Raw genomic sequence first — 24,857 nt, forward strand, 5'->3', positions numbered from 1 at the left:
GTGCTCGGCAAACCAGGCGATCAGCGCATCGGGCTCGCTCAGTACCTTTGCTTCACGCACGATGCGGCCATCTGCATCCACCACGCACACACTTGAATATTCCAACGAGACATCGATTCCGGCATACTGCTTCATGGTCGTCTCTCCGTGATGCTATGGAGCAGGCCACTCCTGACTCCGCGAAACCATCATTGTGAGGGACGACCACCAGCCTTTCAAACCTCGCTGGCCGAGCTCCGCCCGTTACACCATCTAGTCCATAGGCGAGGCGGGGACGGTCGAGACTGCGCGCTGGGGACGGCCTTTTTCGGCGATGGCAATGCCGCCCAAAGCGAGCGCAAGCGCGATCACATGGAAGGGCTGAAGATGCTCGCCAAGCAGCGCCACGGACAACAGCGTTCCGAAGACCGGCACGAGGTTGATGAAGAGCCCGGCGCGATTTGCGCCGATCGCCTCGACGCCCTTGATATAGAGGATCTGGGCAAGCAGGGACGCGAAGATGGCAGTGTAGAAGGCAATCAGCCAGCCCTTGTTGTCTGGCAATTGCACAGCACCTTGCGTGCCCTCCCAGATGAGAAGTGGCACTGCTGTCAGCGTCGCGCCGAGGGCGGGGATCGCCATCAGCGTGCGCCAATCAAGGGGCGGTTTCCAGCGTAGAAAAATCGTGTAGACAGAATAGGCGGCTACGGCGATCAGCATGAGGCCGTCGCCACGGTTGAGACCGAGCTGCAGCAGGGTCGTCAGGTCACCATGCGCGGCGGTCAATGCGACGCCGCCGAGCGTCATGGCGAAGCCGACTATCTGTGCTGCAGAAACGCCTGTGCGGAAGAAGACGAAGTTCAGCAGGAAGATCAGCATCGGGATCCCGGCCTGCTCGATCGCAACATTGATCACGGTTGTGTACTGGACGGCCGAGTAAAGCATCGCGTTGAAAAGCGTATAGCCGATGATGCCGTAGAAGAAGAGCAGCGGCAGGTTCTTGCGGACGATCGGCCAGTCGCGCTTCAATTGCGGTACGGAAACGGCTGCAATGAGTGCCGTCGCAAGGAACCAGCGCAGAAACGTCAGCGTCATCGGGCTGACGTGCCCGAGCGCGAGCTTGCCCGCCACTGCGTTTCCGCCCCAGCATAGTGCCGCGACGACGAGAGAAATATAAGCGGCGACCTGCACAGGCGATTCTTCCAGATGACGGCGATGTGGTTCTCAACCTTGGGATATGATTGGCCAATAGCCCGATGATGGCTGATTTGTCACGTAAAAAGCCGATTTCGTCGGCATAACAGGGTCGATTTCCCGGTGACAAACCTTTATAGATGCGCGGGTTTGAGAAGGGTGCGGTTAAATCCGCCTTTAACAGGAAGACGTGAATGACGAACGTAGTTGTAGTCGGTTCGCAATGGGGTGACGAAGGCAAAGGCAAGATTGTCGATTGGCTTTCGGAACGCGCCGATGTGATCGTGCGCTATCAGGGCGGACACAATGCGGGCCACACGCTGGTCATCGACGGTGTCAGCTACAAGCTTGCCCTTCTCCCATCCGGCCTCGTGCGCGGCAAACTCAGTGTCATCGGCAATGGCGTCGTCGTCGATCCGCATCATTTCGTCGCCGAAGTCGCGAAGCTGCGCGCGCAGGGTGTCAATGTAACGCCCGAGGTGCTGCGCATCGCGGACAACGCACCGCTGATCCTGTCGCTGCACCGCGACCTCGATGGCTTCCGCGAAGACGCGGCTTCCAACAGCGGAACCAAGATCGGTACCACTCGCCGCGGCATCGGCCCGGCTTATGAAGACAAGGTCGGTCGCCGCGCGATCCGCGCCATCGACCTGGCCGACAAGGAAGCGCTGCCGGCCAAGATCGACCGTCTTCTGACGCACCACAATGCGCTGCGCCGCGGCCTCGGACTGCCGGAGATTTCGGTGGAATCGCTCGAGAAGGAACTGAACGACGTCGCCGACCAGGTTCTGCCTTATGTCGACCAGGTCTGGCGTATCCTCGACGACCAGCGCAAGGCCGGTGCCCGCATCCTGTTCGAAGGTGCGCAGGGTGCGCTGCTCGACAACGACCACGGCACCTATCCCTTCGTCACCTCGTCGAACACGGTTGCCGGTCAGGCCGCCGCCGGCTCGGGTCTCGGCCCGACGGCAATCGGCTATGTTCTCGGCATCACCAAGGCTTACACGACGCGCGTGGGCGAAGGTCCGTTCCCGTGCGAACTGAACGATGAGATCGGCAAGCATCTTTCGACAGTTGGTCGCGAAGTCGGCGTCAATACCGGTCGTCCGCGCCGCTGCGGCTGGTTCGATTCGGTTCTGGTCCGCCAGACGGTGAAGACATCGGGCATCACGGGCATCGCGCTAACCAAGCTCGACGTTCTCGACGGTCTTGACGAACTGAAGATCTGCGTCGCCTACAAGCTTGACGGCAAAGAGATCGATTATCTTCCGGCTAGCCAGGCTGCCCAGGCCCGCGTAGAGCCGATCTACATCACGCTGGAAGGCTGGAAGGAATCGACTGTCGGCGCACGCAGCTGGGCTGATCTGCCAGCCCAGGCAATCAAGTATGTTCGCCAAGTCGAAGAACTGATCGGGGCGCCCGTCGCTCTCTTGTCTACAAGTCCTGAGCGCGACGACACGATACTTGTGACCGATCCGTTTGAGGACTAAGGTCGCGGGTCATTATTTGTGCGGTTCGCAGGGCGGACCGCACTCTTAGAGAAAGTACGAATGGCGGATTTTATCGCAGTTATCCGGCGGGCGGTTGACGGCCTGTCTGAAAATACTCCCGAGATGCGGGTGAAAGTCTACGAGCGTGCTCGCGGTGCTGTTCAGCGGCAGCTCGAGAATATGAAGCCGCGCCCACCGGAAGCGATGCTGCAACGGCAGCTTGAAAAACTCGAAGCTGCAATCCGCGAAGTCGAAGCCGAACACGCAGAAGCCGTTCTGGTCGACGATGCAGCGCTAGCCGCAGAGCCTGAGGTTGAGGCAAGCGCCGAAGCGGCCAATGAGCCGAATGCGGCCGTTCCCGAACCGGTTGCCAGCGAAGCTGTGGTCGACGAGCCGGCGCATGAAACGCCGGTTCACGAAGAGCAGATGGCAGCCGAAGAACCTGCGCCTGCCTACGAAGAGCCGGTCGAAGAGCCTGCGCCCTATCAAGAAGAACGTACGCCTCATTATGAGGAGCCTGTCGCTGCCGAGCCGGAACACACCGCGCAGCAGAACGCACATTGGGAGCATGAAGAGCCGCGCGCTCCTGTCGGGGAAGCCGAGCCTGTCGAGCATTGGCAGGCCGCTCATGAAGACGACGTCGCTCGCGAGGAGCAGTACGGTCACGAGGAGTATGTTGGCGCAGTCGAGGAGCCTGTTGTCGAGCCGACCGAGCCGCCCCACGAAGAGCCGGTTCTGCAGCCAATTGCTCGCGACTACGACCTGACCAATCGCCTTGTCGAGCCCGTCTATGGGCTGGATCGTCCGCCGGAAGAATTCGTGGATCGCAGCCAGGAGGAGCCGCTCCAAGCGGATGCCGCTGCGCATTTCGATCCTGTGTGGGCAGAGCCAGTAGAGGAAACGCCTGCACCTCCGGCCAAGGATGCGCAGACGGATTGGGCGCTCGAAGAACTCAGGCAGTTTTCGGAATCTGCGCCGGTTGCTCCGGCCAACGAAGCGGCGCGCGCGTTTGAAGACGTCATCACGGGATTCGACCATACGCCGGGCGGCGTGAAGATGCCTGCCGCGAATGAGGGCTTCTCCTGGGAGGCCGCAGCCTTCGACGATCTGCCACCGATCGAAAACGGCAAGAAAGTTCCGATCAACGCTCATTTCGATGACGGCGATCTCTTCTCCGAAATTCATGGGACGCCGGCAAAAGCTGTACCGGAAACCAATTGGCAGGAGGCAAAGCCGCTTCGCGGATACGACAACCGCGGCGTGGTTGCCGAAGATGATGATGGCATTCCGGCCGCCGATCTCGACAGTGCTGTTGCTGCTAAGTTCCAGGGTAAGAACCTGCGTATGGAGCCGAAGCGCCGTCGCTTCGGCATTGGCTCCATCGTGACGATCCTCATTGCGCTGGGCGTGGTCGGTGGTGGCGGATACGCTGCCTGGATCAATCAGGACGCGCTGTCGTCAATGGTGAAAAACCTCGTCAGCGCTGCTCCCTCGCAGAGCGCGAAGAACGAGCAGACGCCCGCCAAGCCGGATGCGGCGCCCCAGACGAGCGATGCGAAGCCAGCTGAGGCAAATAAGGAAGTTGCGTCCTTGAATGACGGCGCTTCCGTCAACAACAAGTTCAACCAGCGGCTTCTTGCCGATGGCACCGAAGTCGACAACGGTCCGGCCTCCGTTCCGGGAACGCCTACGGCGGAAGGAAAGTCGGTAGCCGAGCAGAACGTTGCTGCAGCGGATCCGACGCCGCCTGCGACCTCGACGACACCTGCCGTCCCGGCTGCCACCGCACCCGCGACGACGCCGCCGGCGGCTGGAGCCACGCAAGCTGCGCCGGTCGGCTCCTCCGAGAAGATGTTCCTGTACGAAGAGCGGATCGGTCAGAGTTCGCCGACCGCCATCCAGGGCTCGGTCGTCTGGAGTCTTCAGCACGAGACAGGCCCGGATGGCAGGCAGGAAGCGACCGTACAGGGGACCGTGACTGTTCCAGAACGCAATCTGTCGGCGCAGCTTACCTTCAAGCGCAATTCTGATGCGTCGCTGCCGGCCAGCCACATCGTCGAGGTGGTTTTCTCGCTGCCGCCGAACTTTGAAGGTGGCGCTATCGAGAGCGTTCAGCGTATCTCGATGAAGCGAACCGAACAGGATCGGGGCGACGCCCTGATTGCCGTTCCGGCAAAGATCACCGACGATTTCCACATGATCGCGCTGAACGACTATCCGGATGCGCGCAAGGCGAACCTCGATCTCCTTTCAAGCCGCGACTGGATCGATATTCCGATCACCTACCGCAATGGTCGCCGCGCGCTTCTGACGATGCAGAAGGGTACGACGGGCGGCGAGGCGTTCAACGCCGCGATCAAGGAATGGGCTGCTTTTGGCGATGTATCGACCAGCCAATAAGCGCCTGCCGAATGGATAAAAGAAAGGGCGGGACCATCGGTCCCGCCCTTTTTGATTTGAAATTGCAACGGCGCTACGCGGTCGCTTCGACCACGCGAACGGCCTTGGCGCGTTCGAGAGCGTCCTTACGGACGGCATCCTGGACCTTTTCGAAGGCGCGGACCTCGATCTGACGAACGCGTTCGCGGCTGATGTCGAATTCGGACGAGAGGTCTTCCAGGGTCACCGGATCTTCCGCGAGGCGACGTGCCTCGAAGATACGGCGCTCGCGGTCGTTCAGAACGCTCATCGCCTTCGCCAGCATGCGGCGGCGCGTGTCGAGCTCATCCTGTTCGATAAGAACCTCTTCCTGGCTGTCATGGTCGTCGACGAGCCAATCCTGCCATTGACCGGATTCGCCTTCCGAGGCCTTGATCGGTGCGTTCAGCGAGGCATCGCCGGAAAGGCGACGGTTCATCGAAACGACCTCCTCCTCGGAGACGTTCAGCTTGGTGGCGATCTCAGCAACGTGTTCCGGCTTCAGGTCGCCATCGTCAATGGCCTGGATACGGCCCTTGAGGCGACGCAGATTGAAGAACAGCCGCTTCTGGTTGGCGGTCGTACCCATCTTCACCAGAGACCACGAACGCAGGATGTATTCCTGGATTGAGGCCTTGATCCACCACATGGCATAGGTGGCAAGACGGAAGCCGCGCTCCGGATCGAACTTCTTGACGGCCTGCATCAGGCCGACATTGCCTTCAGAGACGACTTCGCCGATTGGCAGGCCATAGCCGCGGTAGCCCATTGCGATCTTCGCAACGAGGCGCAGGTGGCTGGTGACGAGTTTGTGTGCCGCTTCGCGATCGCCGTGTTCCGCATAGCGCTTCGCCAGCATGTATTCCTGCTGCGGCTCCAGCATCGGAAATTTGCGGATTTCGTCGAGATAGCGATTGAGACCGTTTTCGCCGGCGGTAATGGACGGCAAGTTATTTCGGGCCATAAAAGCACCCTCCTATCTGAATTCCGGTTCCCAATGGAACGCGCCCCTGCGTCGAAAGGCAAACCGGGACATGCGGCTTTATCCAAGCCCGCACTAAGTCAATGTACAGATAAGTATGGCGGAACAGGGGTTCAAGACCATACACCGCTTCACGAAGGCGTTACTCTCGCTCCGCACGCAGGGCGTCTGCCAACTCTTCCATGTCCTCGGGCAGAGGCACCTCGAAGTGCATGACCTCGCCGGTGCGAGGGTGCTCGAATTGCAGCATGTAGGCGTGGAGCGCCTGTCTTCCGAAGGCATTCACGGTCTTCCTGGCGGCATCCGGAAGCAGGTTTGCCTTTGTTTTGAAACCTGCTCCGTAGACGGTGTCGCCAAGTAGCGGATGGCCGATATGTGCCATGTGGACGCGGATCTGATGGGTGCGGCCGGTTTCGAGATGGCACTCGACCAGCGAGGCCAGCGACGTGGCATCAGGGTTCTCATGGAAGCGTTCGAGCACTTCGTAGTGGGTGATCGCCTCGTCGGCATCCTGCGTCTCGGATCGCTTGACGGCGCGACGCGTGCGGTCGCCGACGGCGCGGCCGAGCGGTGCATCGATCGTTCCAGTCAGCGTGCGAGGGCGGCCCCAGACAATCGCTTGGTAAGCCCGCTCTAGCGGCATGGTCCGCCCATGGTCGGCGAATTGCAGCGAGAGATGGCGATGGGATATGTCGTTCTTGGCGACGACCATGACACCTGTGGTGTCCTTGTCCAGCCTGTGGACGATGCCCGGACGGCGCACACCGCCGATACCGGAAAGACTGTCGCCGCAATGATAGATCAACGCGTTGACGAGCGTGCCCGTCCAATTGCCAGCCGCGGGGTGCACCACGAGACCGGCCGGCTTGGAAATGACGACGAGGTCATCGTCTTCATAAAGAATATCGAGCGGGATATTCTCGCCCTTGGGCGTCGGATCCTCCGGCTCGGGCAGCAGGATCTCGAAGGTGTCGCCTGAACGAACCTTTTTCTGCGGATCGGCGAGGATCTTGCCGCCCACGGAGACCCGGCCCTCCTTGATTAGCGCCTTCACGCGGCTGCGCGAAAACTCCTCGCCGAGCTGTCCGGTCATCCACGCGTCAAGACGGCCTTCGGCGTTCTCGTCGGCGGTGAGGACTTTTCTAATGCCGGCAGCTTGTTTAAAGGGGTCGCTCAAGACGCTTCTTCTCCGAATTATTTAAAGAACGGAACGCCACATATGACGAATATCCAGCCAGAAGACGATCAGGACGAAAAACCCCTGGATCCGGCGATGGAACGTGTCCGGCGCAAGATGATCCGCCTGCAGATCGTCTCAGGCGTCATCATGTTCGTGAGCCTTATGGCTGTCTTCGGCGCGGTTGTCTACAAAGCGATGCGCGCGCCCGCGAAGGAACCGACAGCCGTAACTTCTGCCGGTGTACCATCCGATGCGCCGGTATCGGTCACGGCAACTTTGCCGTCGGGCTTCGTCATCCAGTCGTCGTCGCTCTCGGGAGGCCAGATCATGTTCTTTGGCGCGACATCCGATGGAATCAAGAAGTCGCTCATCTTCGATATCAAGTCGGGGCGCATTGTTGCCGATGTGACGGTCAGTGGCGGCTAGGACAATGGCCTCTCGCCTCGTTGCCATCGAGAGCGCGGACGATCCTCGTATCGCTGACTTTCGCGACATCCGCGAGCGCGATCTGACCGGCCGGCAGAACCGCTTCATCGCGGAGGGCACGGTAGTCCTTCGCGTGCTTGTGGAAGCGAGCCACGGCGGTCGCTTTGCGACCGAAAAAGTGCTGCTTCTCAGGAACCGTGTCGACGGCGTCGCTGCAATCCTCGAGAGACTGCCTGATGACGTGCCGGTCTATGTCGCAGAGGCGGACGTCCTAGATCGGATCGTCGGGTTTCATCTCCATCGAGGCGTGTTGGCCCTTGGCAGGCGAGAGGTGGTCGGAACCGAGCTTGTCGACCGATTGCCCGAACGTTCGCTCGTCCTTGTCGGCTGCGGTATTTCCAACCATGACAATGCCGGGTCGATGTTCCGCAATGCGGCCGCCTTCAAGGCGGATGCCATCTTTCTCGATGAGACTTCGTGTGACCCGCTTTATCGCAAGGCGGTACGCGTTTCTGTCGGCTCCGTACTCAGTGTTCCCTATGAGCGGAAGGGCACGGCGCTCGACGTTCTAACACGGCTTGCTGCGAGTGGCTTTGCAATCTGGACGCTCTCGCCGCGCGGGGAGACCGACATTCGAGCCATACCGCCAACCGATCGCATGGCGCTGGTCGTGGGTACGGAAGGCGAGGGGCTGCCGCCTGCACTCCTGGAACGTTTTCAAAGCGCGCGGATCCCGCAGTCGGAGGGACTGGACAGCCTCAATGTGGCGACGGCGACCGGCATCGCCCTCTTTGCCATGTCATCGGCAGCGAAGCTGATCTGAGTTCAGCCCGGTTCGGACAGGATTGTCGCGGCGCGTTGCGCGAGGTTGATACGCTCGCCGTCCTGATTGTCGGTGCCATCCGGCAGAAGGTCGCGGATCGGTGAGGAGGGTCCTTCGTTGATAGCGGTCAATGCAACCATGCTTGCAGCAATGCCGGCGATCTCTTCACGTATCGCACCGTCGTGGCTGGTGTCGGATTTCGCTTTCAGAAGTTGTTCCGAGACGGCGGCGCTGCGCTTGCGCACTTCGTCGCTCAGGCGCGCTGCAATCGCTGCTGTGTCGAGCTCAGTCGGCATTGTTTCCTCGGTTGCCCGCTCCTCTGAAACCGCATCTGCGGCCACGGGCTGAAGTCCAGCGTTGCGCAATGCACGGTTTGCCTTGCGCAGCTCGGCATTCGCCGCCTTTATCTGTTCCTTCAGCTTGGTAATTTCCTGCTGGCGGCGTCCGAGAAGCGTATCCTTGTCGGCCGTTGACGCCGCATCGCGCCCCGCTTTGTCCTCGAGCCGGATGACTGCGTGCTCATGCTGGGCGAGCGCCAGCTCCGCGTCCTTGGCGCGCTTCTGCAGCAGGTTCACGTCCTGGCGAAGATTGTCGCGCTCGATGCGGACTGCGTTCGCCTTGAACGTCAGGCTCTCGATTTCGGTATCGCGCGCTGCGAGATCGATCTTGAGATTGTCGGACTGCTCCGCAAGCTTGTTAAGGCGCGTACGAAGAGCGTCGAGCTCGCCTTCCTTGGCGGCGCTTGCTTGCTCGGCGATGTGGAGGCTCGTCTTAAGCTGGCTGATGTAGTTCTCGTCCTTGCGCAGGTGCGAGCGCTGTTCCGCGGCCTCAACACTCATGTCGCTGATTTGCGCCTGTAGCCCCTCGATCTCGGCGGCAAACCGTCCTGCGTCGAGCGCCAGCGAGTCATGCTTCAGTTGCAGCGCCAGCGACTTTTCGCGCTCGCGCATGAGGTCCTGTGTCGTCTTGGCGTTCTCGGCAGCATAGAGGGCCCGGACCATATCCTTCTGCGCGCGCACTTCCTGTGGGCTGAGTGGCATGGTCGCGCGCATACGGTTTTCCGTATACCAGACGATGCGGCGGTGGACGGCAGGCGACACGAGAAAGACGAGAAACGCTGCCGCCAGGAAGCCCAATCCGAACAAGAGAGCATATTCGATCACGGCGCGGCCACGGCTTCCAGAAGTTGAGTTGCGTCAGGACCAATGATTAAGCGGACCTGACGCGTAGAGCAAGTGGCGGATAGGTCACGGCGAGCGAGAGTTCGCTGCGCCGATGGGAATCAGAAGGGATTCCAGGTCGGATTAGGGGTGACCTTGAGGTAGCCGACATTCAATCCGAGGCGAGCACCGACGCCTGTGCGGATCGGCACCACCAGTACGTTGTCGTTCTTGAGAAGCGTCATGCCGAAGCCGGCGATAACGAAGGCTTGACCACTGACGCCACCGAAGCGCGCGTAGATGGCGTCGGTCGAGGGCAGGTCGTAGACGAGCATCATGACGCGCGTGCCCTGACCGCCATAGTCGATCCCGAGCGACGGACCCTGCCAGTAGAGCGGATGCTCACCGGCATTCTTTGTATTCAACTGGCCTTCGCCGTAGGTGAGACCGGCGATGAAAGCTCCGGAACCTTCCTGGCCGAGGACATAGCCGTTGGGAAGGCCGTATTTCTGAAAGGCGGCTTCGATCACCTTGGCCAGCCCGCCACTGGTCGAGCCGAAGAACGAGTGCCCAGCGTCGACGATTTCCTGCATCGAATACTGGCCGCCGTTAGACTGCTGCGCCGATGCCTGCATTGGGACAAGCGCGAGGGGCGAAAATGTCAGCGCAACGAGAAGCCGCCAGATGGCGGAGAGTCTTCCGAAAAAATGGGCGCGCATGGTGTTATCCGTTCATCATGGTCGGTACGATGAGCCGTTTCCGGCGTTTCGTTCATTTTGCGCGTATGGTCTTAACAATCGGTTTACCAAATATGGTGTCATTATGGCGCTGAGTACGGCCGCAAACTTCGCGCAATTTAAATGACGCAAAAGAGGCGGCGGAATGAACCTGCCGCCCTCCTGGAGACTATGATGTCGAAGAATCCAAACCTCACCCTTGCTGGCCCCGACCTGGCCGCGCTTCTGTGCAGCCGCGTCTGCCATGACGTCATCTCGCCGGTTGGCGCAATCAACAATGGTCTGGAGCTTCTGGACGAGGGCGGCGCCGATGCCGACGCGATGGATCTTATCAGGACAAGCGCGCTCAACGCCTCTGTCCGTCTGAAGTTCGCCCGGCTTGCCTTCGGGGCCTCGGGATCGGTCGGGGCTTCGATCGATACCGGCGAAGCCGAACGTGCGGCGAAGGATTTTGCTGCCGCGGAGAAGAAGACCGAGGTTGTCTGGACTGGTCCGCGCGCGATTATCGCCAAGAACCGCGTCAAGTTGCTGCTCAATCTCTTCCTGGTAGCCTATTCGTCAATTCCACGTGGCGGTGTCATCGAAGTCACGCTTGAGAACCCCGAACTGGACGCAAAATTCAAGATTGTTGCGAAGGGCAAGCTGATGCGCCTGCCGCCGAAATTCGTGGAGATCTCTACGGGGGAAATCGAGGAAGCCATCGACGCCCACTCGATCCAGCCCTACTACACCGTGCTGCTTGCCGATGAATGCGGTATGGCGCTCGGGCATAGCGCGACCGTCGAAGAACTGACGTTTACCGCTGACGTTATCGCAGCTTGATGCAGGGACCTCGACGGCGACCCGACCGTCGAGGTAATAAATCCTTAGCCTAATGTTTCTATTCTTGGCCGGTAACACGCCAGCCGCATTAGAAGCTGGGGCAAGGAGCAGCCATGCAGAGGTTTATGATCGCCGACTCATCTGACGTCGTTCGGAAGGTGGGGAAGCGCATCCTTTCCGAACTCGACTTCATGGTCAGCGAAGCCTCCAACGTTGTCGAAGCTCTCTCCAGTTGCCAGGTGGAACTTCCAGAATACCTGATCGTCGATTCTGGCATGGACAGCGCGCTCGAGTTGATTTCGGCGATCCGCGGCATGGAAGGCGGCAAGGACGTCAAAATCTACTATTGCGTGGTTGAGGCCGACCTCAAGAAGCTGATGATGGGCAAGCGGGCAGGGGCGACGGATTTCCTCCTCAAACCTTTCGATCGCAAGATTCTGACGGCCGTATTCGGCCACCGCGCTATCGCAGCATAATTGCGACTGCCCGCCAACGATCGAAGCCGCCACGGGCGGCTTTTTCTATGTCACAACGAAAAAATCCCGCCACAGAGGACGGGATTTTCTTAGTCTTGGCAAAGGGGCTGACGTATCAGGCGGTCTCGGCGTACTCGGCGCCGTCCGGCTCGCGCAGAACATAGCCGCGGCCCCAGACTGTTTCGATGTAGTTTGCGCCACCGGCAGCATTTGCGAGCTTCTTGCGCAGTTTGCAGATGAAGACGTCGATGATCTTCAGTTCCGGCTCGTCCATCCCGCCATAGAGATGGTTCAGGAACATTTCCTTGGTGAGCGTGGTGCCCTTGCGGAGCGAAAGAAGCTCCAGCATCTGGTATTCCTTGCCCGTCAGGTGCACGCGCTGGCCACCAACTTCGACCGTCTTGGCGTCGAGGTTGACGATCAGTTCGCCAGTCATGATGACCGACTGGGCATGACCCTTGGAACGACGAACGATTGCGTGGATGCGCGCAACCAGTTCGTCCTTGTGGAACGGCTTGGTCATGTAGTCGTCGGCGCCAAAGCCGAGACCGCGAACCTTGTCCTCGATACCGGCCATGCCCGAGAGAATCAGGATGGGTGTCTTGACCTTGGACAGGCGGAGAGTGCGGAGCACTTCATATCCGGACATGTCGGGAAGGTTCAAATCGAGAAGGATGATGTCGTAATCATACAACTTCCCTAGGTCCACGCCTTCTTCACCCAGATCGGTGGTGTAGACGTTAAAACTTTCTGATTTGAGCATCAATTCGATGCTCTGCGCTGTCGCGCTGTCGTCTTCAATGAGTAGTACCCGCATTATTATCCCCTTTACCGCCGCCGAAAGGTGGTCTGGCCCCTACGCGATACCGAATACATCATTGCGTGATTTGGAAGCTGCCACGAAATGGTTAACAAATTCTGATTCACTCTGGCAAGAGGTAACGAATTTATTAAATATTTTGTCCATTCCGCTGTTTTCCAACGAGAATTCGCAAAGCCAGATCTTAACTTTTACATTAAGAACGGCCGGTAAGCGATTCATTCGACTCACCAATGAAACAGTATCGGAAATCGCGTAGTTGTGTTTACCGACCCTTAAATCATCGGGACTATCATTAACGATGCCCGTAAACGAAAGGTTACCAGCGGTAGGTTTTTGTTAATACCGACGGAAATTTTTTCGGCAGGCCGCGTCAAAGCGGCCGGCAAGGGCGATTTAAAGTGGAGCAGGGGTCTCGCATCACTGGAGTAATGCGTATGAAGTCGCGTGAGAGCCTAGTTCGCCTGAAGGAGTTTCAGGTGAACGAAAAACGTCGCCAACTGCAGCAATTGCAGATGATGATGTCCGAATTTGATAGGATGACGAAGGATCTGGAGAGCCAGATCGTCGTCGAGGAAAAGAAGTCCGGCATTTCCGACCCGAATCACTTCGCCTATCCGACCTTCGCAAAGGCAGCTCGCCAGCGCGCGGACAATCTTCAGGTCTCGATCAAGGAACTGAAGATGCAGGAAGAGGCGCTTGAACAGGCGCTCGAAGAGATACAGGCGGAATATGCACGTGCAGCCGCGCTCGAAGAGCGCGACGGCGCAGTCCGGGCAAGAGCCTAAGGCGGGAAACGGGTGCTGTTGGCACCTTGGGATCGCCTCGAAAAAAGCCATGCATGATGGGCCGTCGCGTCCGTCATACATGGCTTTTGGCGTTATTGGGCTAACCGTTAATGACGTCGCGCCACTCCTCGTGGCGTTGCGCTTGCGCTTTGAAGAAGGGACATAACGGGAAGATCTTCCATCCCCCTTTGCGTGCCTCCTCGACGGCATGAAGAGCAAGTGCCTGGCCAACGCCCTTGCCGCGCAGCGCATCGGGTACGCCGGTGTGGTCAATAATGACAAGCGCCGGCGATGCGCGGGAATAGGTCATTTCGGCCTGATGGCCCTCGACCTCTGCAACGTAGCGGCCGCCGGAGGGATTCTCTTCATTCCTGATGTTCATTGCCATTCCTCGTCAACATTCAGCTGTCGGTCGGAAATTGGCATGTCATCCCGGCCGCGCCAAGGCGGGCGATGTGGACACAGTGTTCGATGAGAAGAGGCGGGGACAATTGCTGCCGGTACGAGGCCGGCAGCAATTCCGGCTCACCGACCGATTTTCCTGCCGAGTGGTCTATGGAGCAGGGAACTCGTGGTGAGGCTTGTCGCAGCATAAAAGCAGGGCGTCTGCAGGCTGCGTTAATGATTGCGGGCCGTTTGTATATCCCCCTCAGGACATGCAAGCGGCCCGAATCTAAAAATCGTTGCCCAGGATGGGCTTGTCAGTGGCGATACTGCTGAATACGCGTGGTGCGCAAACCGGCAAGGCCATGGCTGTTAATGGAAGACTGCCAGGACAAGAACTCTTCGACAGTCAGCGTGTAACGCTCGCACGCTTCTTCCAAGCTCAACAGGCCACCGCGAACCGCCGCTACAACCTCTGCTTTGCGACGGATAACCCAGCGCCTGGTATTCGGCGGTGGCAAATCCGCAATCGTCAGCGGGCTGCCATCGGGGCCGATGACATATTTTACTCGGGGACGTATCATTTCGGTCATTGGACTCTCTACACAACTCAAGACCACGGCCGTCACTCTAGCTTGTCACATTTAAGAATTGCCTAAGCGCATAGTAACACTTTGATAAGAAGTTTAGGCGTCGACTTCCTGGAAGCGATTTGCGCGCCCTCGTAGCCTTCCCCTGCGTAAATTTGTGATGAGCGCATAGGAGCCATGCGCAATGGCTAGTGGGCAATTGACGAACGTCAATTTATAAGCGCCGCAACATAGTTGTTAGTGCAAGACCGCGTCTCCGTTCTTTTCGTGGTGCCCGGAATAACTAAGGTTTGCTTCGTGTCCTTTTGATACGTGCCTTTGCTTTTCCTCTGCGGCGCGTGGCCATTCTGGTCGACGAAATGAAGAAGCTGAGGCGAAGCTAGCCGCCGAGGGACAGGAAAATGAAGAAGCAAGAACGCGCCGTCCGCGACGGCGTGGGGGATGCTGTTTTTTCGCGGATCGCGTCCGGGCAGAAAATGTCCTCGGAACGATTCAACGATTGCGTGGCTGAGATGGCAGTCGAGGCGGGATTCAACCAATACTTGTTTGCGGAGTTTCCGCGCGGGGATCGCAGCGGCTTCGCCAGCAACTATCTCGCTAGCAACTGGCCGCAAGAGCTCATTGATCTCTATGAGGAGGTTGACCTCTTCTATTGCAGCAAGCTGGTCTCGGCTCTCAAGACGACAGCGATGCCTGTCTTCTGTGACAAGGCGCCATTCGAAAGCGCGGCTGCAAACCAGGGAAACGACCGGCTGACGGCGCACTTCAGGGGCCATGGCCTCAAGGACACATTTGCCTTTGCCTTGCATGACATGCATTTGCGGCACTTCATATTCGCATTCTCGGGTGAGCGCGTGCGTCTCGCTCGCGAGGAGGCAATGCGGCAGGTTTTCCGGGCGATGGAGTTTCTGGAGCTGTTTGCGCAGCAGAACCCTGTTGAGCAACCGATGGAGAACCTCAGCAGCCGGGAAATCGAGTGCCTGCGTTGGTCGGCCGCGGGAAAGAGCAGTGAAGAGATCGCGATTATTCTCGATCTCTCCGCACATACGGTCATCGGCTACCTGAAGAGCGCGATGCGAAAGCTCGACTCTGTTAACCGCATGCAGGCAATCGCCCGCGCACTTCGCTATCGGTTGCTCTAGGCGTTTATCGAACCGATCTAGAGCATTATTGCCGAAAGCTCGGTCTCTGCGGCTCCAAACTCATATTGTGCGCTTCCGTGATGCAGGAGCGCCAGCCAGTCTCCCTCGTTCAATGCGGCCACGGTGCAGGCAATATCGCGTACTGCGCTGGTCGACGCGGAACCGACGAGAGAGGCGAGTTCCGTCGTACCATTTACATCGATCGCAGTTTCGTGCCCGGAGGAGGAGAGGGTGCTTGCTGTCAATTGCAGGAGATAAAAGCCGGTCTCCGGGATAAGCAAGCGATTGCCAGCGCCTGTGGGCAGAGCCGAGCCAAGAGAAAAGCCGCCCTGCAGCAGATGGAAGTCGCTGAAGCCGGTTCGGCTGCCGTCTGCAGGCGTGGATGTTCCCGCGGCCAAGGACGTTCGGGCAGCAGGTCTCGCCGGGGTTCTCACCGTGCCTCGGGACGAAATTGTCAGAGCGGTCAGCCAATCGGCGCCATTGCCGCTGACCTTGATCGAAAAGTCGTCGTTGCCGCGAGGCCAATTTCCGCCCGGCCGGACCATGCTGTCTGAAAAAGCAGGGTTCCCGTCTCCGCGACGGCGGCTTTGTTCACCTTCAACTGGTGCCCGTGGCCTGCATTGCCGAAGAGGCTCGCTTCCGAGGCCACTGCGAGGTGATTGACGGCGTCCGGCGACGTGTTGACGCCGATTATAGGAAGAGCACTGTGATCATCGAGCGATATCGCGCGCCACTCGCCGCTGCTTGAAAACACGAAGTTGGCCCTGGGCGGCGACGAAGCCACGCCAGCCCGTCCTGGGTTGGATATAGATCCTGGCGCCATCCTGGCGGAGCGCCAGCATGCCGTCCTTTCCGGACCACGAACCACCGGCTCCCTCAGCGACAAGATAGCACTGTCCCTCAGACGCGTCTGAGGGCGGAGCGGAGGATACTTCGACGATGCAGAGTTGGACAATGGCATCGAGACGCTGCAGCGCCTCGTTATGGGTCCCATGCCTCTGCGCTTGGGAGGGTAGGATGTAGGGGAGGGCGAGATTGTTGGTCTGGTCAGACACGGTTTTGCGGCTCCGGGATTGGCCGGACGGGCGCCCGGCGTGGTGTCATTCACCGAGAATCCTAGGCGCCACAAATGAGACGTGGACAGCGAAAGCCGCATCCCGCTGATTTTGCGTGTTTTTCCGACGAGGTTATGCCCGCTCCAAAGCGGATCTGGCGCCGCCCCAGGAAATGAAGTTCGGGTTGGCGAAGTCGCTGTCATGCATTTGAGACGTCTTGCCGTAGGTCAGCGGCAACCCGTCCAGCGTTACGGTGGAGCCGCCCGCAGCGCGCAGCACGGCATCCCCGGCGGCTGTATCCCACTCCATTGTCCGCGTGAAGCGCGGATAAACGTCGGCCAGGCCTTCAGCCAGCATGCAGAATTTCAGCGAGGAGCCGATGTTGGTGCAGTGGGAGATCGCGTTTGCGGCGAGAAAAACATCTGTCTGGGGGCTGTTGTGGGATCTGCTTGCCAAAGCCGTCCGGTCGGCCGGTTGCGGACGCACCCGGATGGGCGTCCGCCGTGTCACCTGAAAACGGTCGTCGACAAGGAGTTTCTCGGCCTTGCTGTCCTCGCCAGCGAAGGCGACGCCGAGGGCGGGGGCATAAACGATCCCTGCGAGAGGGCGTCCCTCGCTGATATAGGCAATGTTCACGGTGAACTCGCGTCGTCGGTCGACGAATTCCCGTGTGCCGTCGAGCGGATCCACAAGGAAGAAGGATCTGCCGATCGCAGGCACGTTTCCTGCTGCCACTGATTCTTCCGCGATAATCGGCGTATCGGGGAACGCGGCTTCAAGCTGTGCAATGATGATGCGCTCGGCACGCTCGTCGGCGATGGTGACCGGGCTGTTGTCTGCTTTCCTGGCGGTCGGGCATCCCTCCCGATAGACCTTCATAATCGCTTTGCCCGCTTCGAGAGCGGCGCGCTCAAATGTTTCGAGCATTGCTCGCCTTCCGGATCTTTTTGTTGCGCTCACCTGCAGCGTTTCACCTTTATATAAGCAATTCCCTCGGCCAAGTGAAACTTGCCAAATTCAAGCGACAGTTTCTGGGACAGAATCCAGCCTGCCCCGTGCCGCGGCATTGTCCGAAAGCGGGATGGTGTTGCAGTTTGCACCATTCTAAAGTCAAAAAGCGCTTTCTGGGGCTTCACATGTTAAAAAAAGCGAATTGTTGGTCGCAAAAAAGTCATTTTCACCAAAACGGCAAAGAACTTTGGAGCTTTGCGATTTTGCGCTTCCCTTTTGGTTTGAAAGCGGTATGAAATCCTTAATCAAGGGCGCATCAAAAGCTCTAATAACAAGAGATGTTGGCTAAACCGGCTTGCATCCAGGGGAAATGGTATATGGAATATTTTGTCCAGCAGCTCGTTAATGGGCTGACTCTTGGATCCATCTATGGCCTTGTGGCTATTGGCTATACGATGGTTTACGGCATTATCGGCATGATCAACTTCGCCCATGGCGATATTTTCATGCTTGGCGGTTTCGCCGGCCTCATCGTTTTTCTCGTCCTCACCTCCATGTTTGCGGGTCTTCCGGTTGCAGTTTTGCTGCTGGTTATGCTCCTGATCGCAATGTTGATGACGAGCTTGTGGAACTGGACGATCGAGCGTGTTGCTTATCGTCCGCTACGCGGATCGTTTCGCCTGGCGCCGCTGATCACTGCGATCGGCATGTCGATCACGCTGTCGAACTTCATCCAGGTGACCCAGGGGCCGCGCAACAAGCCGATCCCGCCGCTGGTCAGCACTGTATACAACGTCGCCGGCATCTCCATCTCGCTGAAGCAGATCGTCATCATCCTTATCACGGTGGTGCTGCTGACGGTGTTCTGGTACCTCGTCAATCATACGTCGCTCGGGCGCGCTCAGCGTGCAACTGAGCAGGACCGCAAGATGGCGGCGCTGCTGGGCGTCAATGTCGATCAGACGATTTCCATCACCTTCATCATGGGCGCGGCGCTGGCTGCGGTCGCAGGTACCATGTATCTGATGTATTATGGTGTCGTGAACTTCAACGACGGCTTCGTACCGGGTGTGAAGGCGTTCACCGCGGCCGTTCTCGGCGGTATCGGTTCGCTTCCAGGCGCTGTCCTGGGTGGGCTGATGATCGGTTTGATCGAGTCGTTGTGGTCGGCCTACTTCACCATCGCGTACAAGGATGTGGCGACATTCGCCATCCTCGCTTTCGTGCTGATCTTCAAGCCGACAGGTATCCTGGGCCGGCCGGAAGTCGAGAAGGTTTAACGTCATGGAAAATGTTGTACGTTCCGCTGACAAGCCCGCCAAAGCCGGACTTGTTCAGACGGGTATTAAAGAAGCTCTGTTTGCTGCCCTGATCGCGTTCGGCATGTTCGTGCTGTACGTTGGCCTGAAGACCGATCAGAATATCAGCAACGAACTCATCATTGTTCAGCGCTGGGGCCTCCTAGCTATATTCGTAGCGATTGCAGCCGTCGGTCGCTTCCTGACCGTCGTCTTCCTGCGGCCGCACCTTGATGCACGCAAGTTGGCGAAGGCGCGTAGTGGCGAGCTGGATATCTCGGCCGAAAAGGGCTTTTTCCACACACATTTCTTGAAGATCGCGCTCGTCGCACTGCTGCTCTATCCGGTGTTCATCTACGCCGTCGCGGGTCCGCAGGGTTCGCTGAAGTGGGTGGATAACTTCGGTATCCAGATTCTGATCTACGTGATGCTGGCTTGGGGGCTGAACATCGTCGTTGGCCTCGCTGGCTTGCTCGATCTTGGCTACGTGGCGTTCTACGCGATCGGCGCCTACTCTTACGCGCTCCTGTCCAGCTATTTCGGCCTGTCGTTCTGGGTGCTCCTGCCTCTGTCCGGTATTCTGGCAGCGCTGTGGGGTGTGATTCTGGGCTTCCCGGTTCTGCGACTGCGCGGCGACTACCTCGCGATTGTCACGCTGGCCTTCGGTGAAATCATTCGCCTGGTCATCATCAACTGGACGGATCTCACCAAAGGCACGTTCGGTATCTCGGGCATTCCGAAGGCGACGCTTTTCGGCATCCCGTTTGATGCGAGCGCCGGCGGCTTTGCGAAGCTGTTCCACCTGCCGATGTCATCGGCCTACTACAAGATCTTCCTTTTCTACCTGATCCTGGCCCTCTGCATGCTGACCGCCTATGTGACGATCCGCCTGCGCCGGATGCCGATCGGCCGTGCATGGGAGGCCATGCGCGAAGACGAAATTGCCTGCCGCTCGCTCGGGATCAATACGGTGACGACGAAACTCACGGCCTTTGCGACGGGCGCTATGTTCGGTGGTTTCGCAGGCTCCTTCTTTGCCGCTCGTCAGGGCTTCGTTTCCCCGGAATCGTTCGTCTTCCTGGAATCGGCTGTTATCCTCGCCATCGTCGTTCTCGGCGGCATGGGCTCGCTGACCGGTATCGCGATCGCTGCGATCGTCATGGTTGGCGGCACGGAAATGCTGCGTGAGATGGCCTTCCTGAAGATGATTTTCGGACCGGACTTCACGCCTGAGCTTTACCGTATGCTGCTGTTCGGCCTGGCGATGGTCGTCGTGATGCTGATCAAGCCGCGCGGCTTCGTGGGGTCGCGTGAACCGACAGCCTTCCTCAAGGAGCGCAAGGCAGTTTCCGGCAGCTTTACCAAGGAGGGCCACGGTTGATGAGCCCTCAGGAAACAAACATGACCAGCGATACTTTGCTGAAGGTCGAGCATCTGTCGATGAAGTTCGGTGGCCTGATGGCGATCAACGACTTCTCATTTGAAGCCAAGCGTGGCGACATTACCGCACTCATCGGCCCGAACGGCGCCGGCAAGACGACGGTCTTCAACTGCATCACCGGCTTCTATAAGCCGACGATGGGCATGATCACGCTGAAGCAGAAGGACGGCAAGGAGTTCTTGCTGGAGCGCCTTCCGGACTTCCGGATCACCAAGGAAGCCAGGGTTGCCCGCACGTTCCAGAACATCCGGCTGTTTTCCGGCCTGACGGTTCTCGAAAACCTGCTCGTCGCCCAGCACAACAAGCTGATGAAGGCGTCCGGGTTCACCGTGATGGGTCTCGTGGGCATCGGGCCGTATCGGGCAGAGGCGAAGAATGCCGTTGAACTGGCACGCCACTGGCTAGAGAAGGCTGATCTGATTGATCGCGCCGATGACCCGGCTGGTGATCTGCCTTATGGCGCACAGCGCCGGCTTGAGATCGCGCGCGCCATGTGTACGGAGCCGGAACTTCTGTGCCTGGACGAGCCTGCTGCTGGCCTCAATCCCCGCGAGTCGGCCGCGCTGAACGCGCTGCTGCGCAGCATTCGCAGCGAAAGCGGCACGTCGATCCTGCTGATTGAGCACGATATGTCGGTGGTCATGGAAATTTCCGACCATGTCGTCGTGCTGGAATACGGTCAGAAGATTTCCGATGGCACGCCTGATGAAGTGAAGCAGGACCCGCGGGTTATCGCGGCCTATCTCGGTGTCGAGGACGAGGAAGTGGAAGAAGTGATTGCAGCCGTAGAGAACCTCGAAGGAGGCTCGCACTAATGACTGGCCAGCCACTTCTGAACGTTCAGGGCGTTGAAACCTACTATGGCAACATCCGGGCCCTGGCCGGAATCGATATCGAGGTCCATCGCGGCGAGATCGTAAGCCTGATCGGTGCCAACGGCGCCGGCAAGTCGACGCTGATGATGACGATTTGCGGAAGTCCGCAGGCGCGCAAGGGCTCGGTGGTTTTCGATGGCCAGGATATCACGCGTCTGCCGACGCATGAGATCGCCCGCCTTCGCATCGCGCAGTCGCCTGAAGGACGCCGTATCTTCCCGCGCATGACCGTCATGGAAAATCTCCAGATGGGCGCGGGTCTCGACAACCTGAAATACTTCAACGAGGACGTCGAGAAGGTCTTTACGATGTTCCCGCGCCTCAAGGAGCGCCAGGGCCAGCGCGGCGGTACGCTCTCGGGCGGCGAGCAGCAGATGCTGTCGATCGGTCGCGCGCTGATGGCGCGTCCAAAGCTGCTGTTGCTGGACGAGCCCTCGCTTGGTCTAGCACCGCTGATCGTCAAGGGCATTTTCGAGGCGATCAAGAAACTCAACAAGGAAGAAGGCCTGACTGTCTTCCTCGTGGAGCAGAACGCCTTCGCAGCTCTGCGCTTGTCGGACCGTGCCTATGTCATGGTCAACGGCAAGGTCACCATGAGCGGTTCCGGCATGGAACTTCTCGCGAATCCAGAAGTGCGTGCCGCCTATCTCGAAGGCGGACGTCATTGAGCATGACGAAGGGGAGACTTTGATATGCAGGGACTTTTCTTTGAGAGCGATACGGGCGTGCGCAGCGCAATTCGCTTGGTCGTCGTGCTGATTGGATTCTGGACGGCATGGAGGGCCGGCAGAGCCGCGGCCGAGAGCTGGAGCAACTATCCTCTGGTAATCGCCTATACTGTTCTGCTTGCTGGTGCGATGCAATTCCTGCATCACGCACTGTTCGATGGACCGGTTCTCAGCCTCTTTTACTATGTAATCGACCTGGTCTTGCTTCTGATCTTCTCGACGGCCGGCTATCGCTATCGCCGGACCAATCAGATGGTCAACAACTACTACTGGCTATACGAAAAGACGTCCCCCTTCTCTTGGAAGGCAAAACATTGACAGCCGGTTGAATCTAGGGACAGATGCCCCTCCGAGTGGAACAAGTTTCCTGGCGCAGTAAAGTGGGTAATGCGCTGGGTAGTGGAACGGAACCCGCTAAAAAATTGGGAGTAACAGAATGAAAAAGTCTCTCCTGTCGGCTGTGGCACTGACGGCGATGGTCGCCTTCAGCGGCAACGCATGGGCCGACATCATCGTTGGCGTTGCTGGTCCGCTGACTGGCCCGAACGCTGCGTTCGGCGCTCAGCTCCAGAAGGGCGCAGAGCAGGCCGCCGCTGACATCAACGCCGCTGGTGGCATCAACGGCGAGCAGGTCAAGATCGTGCTCGGCGACGACGTTTCCGACCCGAAGCAGGGCATCTCGGTCGCGAACAAGTTCGCTGCTGACGGTGTCAAGTTCGTAATCGGCCACTTCAACTCGGGCGTTTCGATCCCGGCTTCCGAAGTCTACGCTGAAAACGGCATGCTCGAAATCACCCCGGCCGCTACGAACCCGAAGTTCACCGAGCGCGGCCTCTGGAACACGTTCCGTACTTGCGGCCGTGACGACCAGCAGGGTGCAATCGCCGGCAAGTATCTTGCTGACCACTTCAAGGACGCCAAGATCGCTGTCGTTCACGACAAGACGCCTTACGGCCAGGGTCTCGCTGACGAAACCAAGAAGGCTCTGAACGCTGCTGGCACGACGGAAGCCCTCTACGAAGGTATCAACGTTGGCGACAAGGACTTCTCGGCTCTCATCGCCAAGATGAAGGAAGCCGGCGTCACGATCATCTACTGGGGTGGCCTCCACACCGAAGCTGGTCTGATCATCCGTCAGGCAGCCGACCAGGGCCTCAAAGCTACGCTGGTTTCCGGTGACGGTATCGTTTCGAACGAATTGGCATCGATCGCTGGCGACGCAGTTGCCGGTACGCTGAACACCTTCGGCCCCGATCCGACGCTGAACCCGGCCAACAAGGATCTCGTTGCGAAGTTCAAGGCTGCAGGCTTCAACCCGGAAGCTTACACGCTCTACTCCTACGCTGCGCTGCAGTCGATCGCTGGCGGTGCAAAGGCTGCCGGTTCCAACGACGCTGAAGCCGTTGCTGCTGCAATGAAGGCAAAGGGCCCGTTCCCGACCGTTCTCGGCGACATGTCATTCGACGAAAAGGGTGACCCGAAGCTTCCCGGCTACATCATGTACGAGTGGAAGAAGGGTCCAGACGGCAAGTACAGCTACTTCCCGCAGGAAGCCAAGTAAGGGTTCATCCCCCGCTTGTGCGGATTTTGGAAGCCCGGTCGCAAGACCGGGCTTCTTCTGTTTGGCCCATCGGGCTTTTTGGGCTACTGGCTAGAAAGCCAACCAAGCATTCGGAGCAGGTCACCATGTCCAAACCACGCATTCTCGTTACGCGCCGCTGGCCGTCAGCCGTCGAACGCATCCTTTCGGAACGGTTCGATGTAACATTGAACCTGCGCGATGAAGCGATGAGCGTGGAGGCATTGCGCCAAGCGATGGATGAGTACGATGCCATCTTGCCGACGGTCTCCGACAAGTTGCCTGCAGCCGTTTTCGATGTCGTGACGCCGCGCACGCGCATACTCGGCAATTTCGGGGTCGGCTACAATCATATCGACACCAATGCCGCCAAGGGCCGCGGGATCGTCGTGACGAATACGCCCGACGTGCTGACCGATTGCACGGCTGACATCGCCATGCTGCTGCTACTGACAGTGGCCCGGCGCGGCGGCGAGGGCGAGCGTCAGGTCCGCTCCGGCGAGTGGGCCGGGTGGTGCCCGACGCACATGATCGGGACGAAGGTCACCGGCAAAACCGTCGGCATCATCGGCTTCGGGCGCATCGGCAGGGCGTTCGCACAACGTTGCCATTTCGGTTTTGGCATGGACGTGGTTTTCTACAACAGAACACCGGTCGATCCGTCGGAAGCGGCGCGCTACGGGGCACGGCAATTGCCGACGATTGAGGAGGTATTGGCGCTATCCGACTTCGTGTCCCTGCATTGCCCAGGTGGTGCGGTAAACCGACACCTGATGAATGTGGGTCGACTTGCGGCAATGAAGCCCGGCGCGTTCCTGATCAATACTGCACGCGGCGATGTCGTTGACGAGGTGGCTTTGATCGCCGCGCTGAAGGACGGCGTCATTCGTGGTGCCGGGCTCGACGTATATGCGGCCGAGCCGCACGTACCGGATGCGCTGAAAGTCATGGAGAATGTTGTTCTGCTGCCGCATCTCGGCAGCGCGACCGAGGAAACCCGCACGGCCATGGGGATAAAGGTGGTGGACAACGTCACTGCCTTCTTCGAGGGGCGGTCGCCGCCCGACCGCGTTGTTTGATCTGCCTCTTCCTCCGCGAGAGTTTTGCTAGAGGCTGAGTTCGAAGAGTAGCTCGCCGTCTCGATGGCCGATCAGGCGCCAGCCGGCGCGTCGGTAAAGCCTTTCGGCTCTCGTCGCGGGATCCGTCGTCAAGCGAATCCGCTCGAAGCCGGCGGATTTCAACGTTTGACACGCGCGTTCAAGCAGGGCACGCCCGATCCCGCGACCGCTGTACTGCTCGTCCACGAACAATGCCCAGATGAAGTCGTCGCGGGTGTCCGCCGCCGAGAAGCTGGCGACTTCGCCATTTTCTTCCCCGACAAAGATGCCGGGATTGGCAATGAACCAATTGATATCGTCCAGGGTAACCTTGGAGGGATCGGACAGGATGTTCTCCGATACCCCGGCGCGGATTTCGACGATCCGGGCAGTATCCCGATTTGTCGCCCTACGGATCAATG

27 protein-coding genes and 1 pseudogene are annotated in these 24,857 nt (G+C 59.0%); 15 read left to right on the plus strand and 13 right to left on the minus strand.

Features of this window, described 5'->3' with window-relative positions:
* Nucleotides 1–135: pseudogene (locus RHIBUN_RS37330) on the minus strand (IS110 family transposase); the annotation flags it as partial.
* A gap of 117 nt (nucleotides 136–252) precedes the next feature.
* Nucleotides 253–1,170: a DMT family transporter gene (locus tag RHIBUN_RS0114625; RefSeq protein WP_025660094.1), complete on the minus strand. Its 918-nt coding sequence runs from the start codon at nucleotides 1,168–1,170 to the stop codon at nucleotides 253–255.
* Nucleotides 1,171–1,367: 197 nt separating this feature from the next.
* Here RHIBUN_RS0114625 and RHIBUN_RS0114630 point away from each other — a divergent pair, with 197 nt between their 5' ends.
* Both RHIBUN_RS0114630 and RHIBUN_RS0114635 read left to right on the plus strand, forming a co-directional pair.
* Complete coding sequence (locus RHIBUN_RS0114630) at nucleotides 1,368–2,663, plus strand: adenylosuccinate synthase (protein WP_025660095.1); 1,296 nt, start codon at nucleotides 1,368–1,370, stop codon at nucleotides 2,661–2,663.
* 60 nt (nucleotides 2,664–2,723) lie between these two features.
* Nucleotides 2,724–5,063: a hypothetical protein gene (locus tag RHIBUN_RS0114635; protein ID WP_025660096.1), complete on the plus strand. Its 2,340-nt coding sequence runs from the start codon at nucleotides 2,724–2,726 to the stop codon at nucleotides 5,061–5,063.
* A gap of 73 nt (nucleotides 5,064–5,136) precedes the next feature.
* Here the strand turns inward: RHIBUN_RS0114635 and rpoH are convergent, their stop codons facing one another.
* Complete coding sequence (gene rpoH, locus RHIBUN_RS0114640; protein ID WP_018117284.1) at nucleotides 5,137–6,045, minus strand: RNA polymerase sigma factor RpoH; 909 nt, start codon at nucleotides 6,043–6,045, stop codon at nucleotides 5,137–5,139.
* Nucleotides 6,046–6,205: 160 nt separating this feature from the next.
* The gene (locus RHIBUN_RS0114645) at nucleotides 6,206–7,240 is read right to left on the minus strand and encodes an RluA family pseudouridine synthase (protein WP_025660097.1); all 1,035 of its coding nucleotides are present in this window, start codon (nucleotides 7,238–7,240) and stop codon (nucleotides 6,206–6,208) included.
* 42 nt (nucleotides 7,241–7,282) lie between these two features.
* Between RHIBUN_RS0114645 and RHIBUN_RS0114650 the strand changes: the two genes are divergently transcribed.
* Both RHIBUN_RS0114650 and RHIBUN_RS0114655 read left to right on the plus strand, forming a co-directional pair.
* A complete protein-coding gene (locus RHIBUN_RS0114650) occupies nucleotides 7,283–7,669 on the plus strand; it encodes a hypothetical protein (protein WP_025660098.1) in 387 nt (128 codons plus the stop codon).
* A gap of 4 nt (nucleotides 7,670–7,673) precedes the next feature.
* Nucleotides 7,674–8,492 carry an RNA methyltransferase gene (locus RHIBUN_RS0114655; RefSeq protein WP_025660099.1) on the plus strand — a complete coding sequence of 273 codons (819 nt, stop codon included), beginning with the start codon at nucleotides 7,674–7,676 and terminating at the stop codon, nucleotides 8,490–8,492.
* A 2-nt stretch (nucleotides 8,493–8,494) separates the two neighbouring features.
* Here RHIBUN_RS0114655 and RHIBUN_RS0114660 read toward each other — a convergent pair whose 3' ends face one another.
* Together RHIBUN_RS0114660 and RHIBUN_RS0114665 are read right to left on the minus strand one after the other, a co-directional pair.
* The gene (locus RHIBUN_RS0114660) at nucleotides 8,495–9,655 is read right to left on the minus strand and encodes a hypothetical protein (RefSeq protein ID WP_025660100.1); all 1,161 of its coding nucleotides are present in this window, start codon (nucleotides 9,653–9,655) and stop codon (nucleotides 8,495–8,497) included.
* 119 nt (nucleotides 9,656–9,774) lie between these two features.
* A complete protein-coding gene (locus tag RHIBUN_RS0114665) occupies nucleotides 9,775–10,287 on the minus strand; it encodes an EipA family protein (protein WP_245267975.1) in 513 nt (170 codons plus the stop codon).
* Between the two features lie 276 nt (nucleotides 10,288–10,563).
* Between RHIBUN_RS0114665 and RHIBUN_RS0114670 the strand changes: the two genes are divergently transcribed.
* Both RHIBUN_RS0114670 and RHIBUN_RS0114675 read left to right on the plus strand, forming a co-directional pair.
* Entirely contained in the window at nucleotides 10,564–11,211 is a 648-nt protein-coding gene (locus tag RHIBUN_RS0114670; protein ID WP_025660101.1) for a histidine phosphotransferase family protein, read from the plus strand.
* A gap of 113 nt (nucleotides 11,212–11,324) precedes the next feature.
* Nucleotides 11,325–11,687, plus strand: a complete 363-nt coding sequence (locus RHIBUN_RS0114675) for a response regulator (protein WP_025660102.1) — start codon at nucleotides 11,325–11,327, stop codon at nucleotides 11,685–11,687.
* Nucleotides 11,688–11,802: 115 nt separating this feature from the next.
* On the opposite strand, the gene ctrA is transcribed toward RHIBUN_RS0114675, so the two are convergent.
* Nucleotides 11,803–12,504, minus strand: a complete 702-nt coding sequence (ctrA, locus tag RHIBUN_RS0114680; RefSeq protein WP_003542362.1) for a cell cycle two-component system response regulator CtrA — start codon at nucleotides 12,502–12,504, stop codon at nucleotides 11,803–11,805.
* Between the two features lie 440 nt (nucleotides 12,505–12,944).
* Between ctrA and RHIBUN_RS0114685 the strand changes: the two genes are divergently transcribed.
* Nucleotides 12,945–13,295: a hypothetical protein gene (locus tag RHIBUN_RS0114685; RefSeq protein WP_018117276.1), complete on the plus strand. Its 351-nt coding sequence runs from the start codon at nucleotides 12,945–12,947 to the stop codon at nucleotides 13,293–13,295.
* Nucleotides 13,296–13,395: 100 nt separating this feature from the next.
* Here the strand turns inward: RHIBUN_RS0114685 and RHIBUN_RS0114690 are convergent, their stop codons facing one another.
* Together RHIBUN_RS0114690 and RHIBUN_RS0114695 are read right to left on the minus strand one after the other, a co-directional pair.
* Nucleotides 13,396–13,677, minus strand: coding sequence for a GNAT family N-acetyltransferase (locus tag RHIBUN_RS0114690; protein WP_018117275.1), 282 nt, complete (start codon nucleotides 13,675–13,677; stop codon nucleotides 13,396–13,398).
* A gap of 319 nt (nucleotides 13,678–13,996) precedes the next feature.
* The gene (locus tag RHIBUN_RS0114695) at nucleotides 13,997–14,272 is read right to left on the minus strand and encodes a DUF1153 domain-containing protein (protein WP_007533628.1); all 276 of its coding nucleotides are present in this window, start codon (nucleotides 14,270–14,272) and stop codon (nucleotides 13,997–13,999) included.
* Nucleotides 14,273–14,670: 398 nt separating this feature from the next.
* On the opposite strand from RHIBUN_RS0114695, the gene RHIBUN_RS0114700 reads away from it, so the two are divergent.
* Nucleotides 14,671–15,411, plus strand: a complete 741-nt coding sequence (locus RHIBUN_RS0114700) for a LuxR C-terminal-related transcriptional regulator (protein WP_025660103.1) — start codon at nucleotides 14,671–14,673, stop codon at nucleotides 15,409–15,411.
* 17 nt (nucleotides 15,412–15,428) lie between these two features.
* On the opposite strand, the gene RHIBUN_RS37335 is transcribed toward RHIBUN_RS0114700, so the two are convergent.
* The 3 genes from RHIBUN_RS37335 to cysQ form a co-directional block, all read right to left on the minus strand.
* Nucleotides 15,429–15,809 (minus strand): hypothetical protein, encoded by a 381-nt coding sequence (locus RHIBUN_RS37335; RefSeq protein WP_245271670.1) that lies wholly within the window; start codon nucleotides 15,807–15,809, stop codon nucleotides 15,429–15,431.
* Nucleotides 15,810–16,121: 312 nt separating this feature from the next.
* Nucleotides 16,122–16,466 carry a DUF2793 domain-containing protein gene (locus tag RHIBUN_RS37340; RefSeq protein ID WP_245271671.1) on the minus strand — a complete coding sequence of 115 codons (345 nt, stop codon included), beginning with the start codon at nucleotides 16,464–16,466 and terminating at the stop codon, nucleotides 16,122–16,124.
* 132 nt (nucleotides 16,467–16,598) lie between these two features.
* Nucleotides 16,599–17,393 carry a 3'(2'),5'-bisphosphate nucleotidase CysQ gene (cysQ, locus tag RHIBUN_RS0114710; RefSeq protein ID WP_025660104.1) on the minus strand — a complete coding sequence of 265 codons (795 nt, stop codon included), beginning with the start codon at nucleotides 17,391–17,393 and terminating at the stop codon, nucleotides 16,599–16,601.
* Nucleotides 17,394–17,794: 401 nt separating this feature from the next.
* On the opposite strand from cysQ, the gene RHIBUN_RS0114715 reads away from it, so the two are divergent.
* From RHIBUN_RS0114715 to RHIBUN_RS0114745, 7 genes are all read left to right on the plus strand, one after another.
* Entirely contained in the window at nucleotides 17,795–18,697 is a 903-nt protein-coding gene (locus RHIBUN_RS0114715) for a branched-chain amino acid ABC transporter permease (protein ID WP_018858215.1), read from the plus strand.
* A gap of 4 nt (nucleotides 18,698–18,701) precedes the next feature.
* Nucleotides 18,702–20,096 (plus strand): high-affinity branched-chain amino acid ABC transporter permease LivM, encoded by a 1,395-nt coding sequence (gene livM / locus RHIBUN_RS0114720; protein ID WP_018858216.1) that lies wholly within the window; start codon nucleotides 18,702–18,704, stop codon nucleotides 20,094–20,096.
* Nucleotides 20,096–20,971, plus strand: coding sequence for an ABC transporter ATP-binding protein (locus RHIBUN_RS0114725; protein ID WP_025660105.1), 876 nt, complete (start codon nucleotides 20,096–20,098; stop codon nucleotides 20,969–20,971). The genes livM and RHIBUN_RS0114725 overlap by 1 nt, the downstream gene beginning before the upstream one ends.
* On the plus strand, nucleotides 20,971–21,699 hold the full coding sequence (locus RHIBUN_RS0114730) for an ABC transporter ATP-binding protein (protein WP_025660106.1): 729 nt from the start codon (nucleotides 20,971–20,973) through the stop codon (nucleotides 21,697–21,699). The genes RHIBUN_RS0114725 and RHIBUN_RS0114730 overlap by 1 nt, the downstream gene beginning before the upstream one ends.
* Nucleotides 21,700–21,723: 24 nt before the next feature.
* Nucleotides 21,724–22,077, plus strand: coding sequence for a DUF6867 family protein (locus tag RHIBUN_RS0114735; RefSeq protein WP_018858219.1), 354 nt, complete (start codon nucleotides 21,724–21,726; stop codon nucleotides 22,075–22,077).
* Nucleotides 22,078–22,195: 118 nt separating this feature from the next.
* Nucleotides 22,196–23,320, plus strand: coding sequence for a branched-chain amino acid ABC transporter substrate-binding protein (locus RHIBUN_RS0114740; RefSeq protein WP_018858220.1), 1,125 nt, complete (start codon nucleotides 22,196–22,198; stop codon nucleotides 23,318–23,320).
* Nucleotides 23,321–23,445: 125 nt separating this feature from the next.
* Nucleotides 23,446–24,417: a D-glycerate dehydrogenase gene (locus tag RHIBUN_RS0114745; RefSeq protein ID WP_025660107.1), complete on the plus strand. Its 972-nt coding sequence runs from the start codon at nucleotides 23,446–23,448 to the stop codon at nucleotides 24,415–24,417.
* A gap of 27 nt (nucleotides 24,418–24,444) precedes the next feature.
* On the opposite strand, the gene RHIBUN_RS0114750 is transcribed toward RHIBUN_RS0114745, so the two are convergent.
* Nucleotides 24,445–24,855, minus strand: coding sequence for a GNAT family N-acetyltransferase (locus RHIBUN_RS0114750; protein WP_025660108.1), 411 nt, complete (start codon nucleotides 24,853–24,855; stop codon nucleotides 24,445–24,447).
* Between the last annotated feature and the right edge of the window lie 2 nt (nucleotides 24,856–24,857).

The organism is Rhizobium sp. IBUN (assembly GCF_000510625.1).
Taxonomy (GTDB): Bacteria; Pseudomonadota; Alphaproteobacteria; order Rhizobiales; family Rhizobiaceae; genus Rhizobium; species Rhizobium altiplani.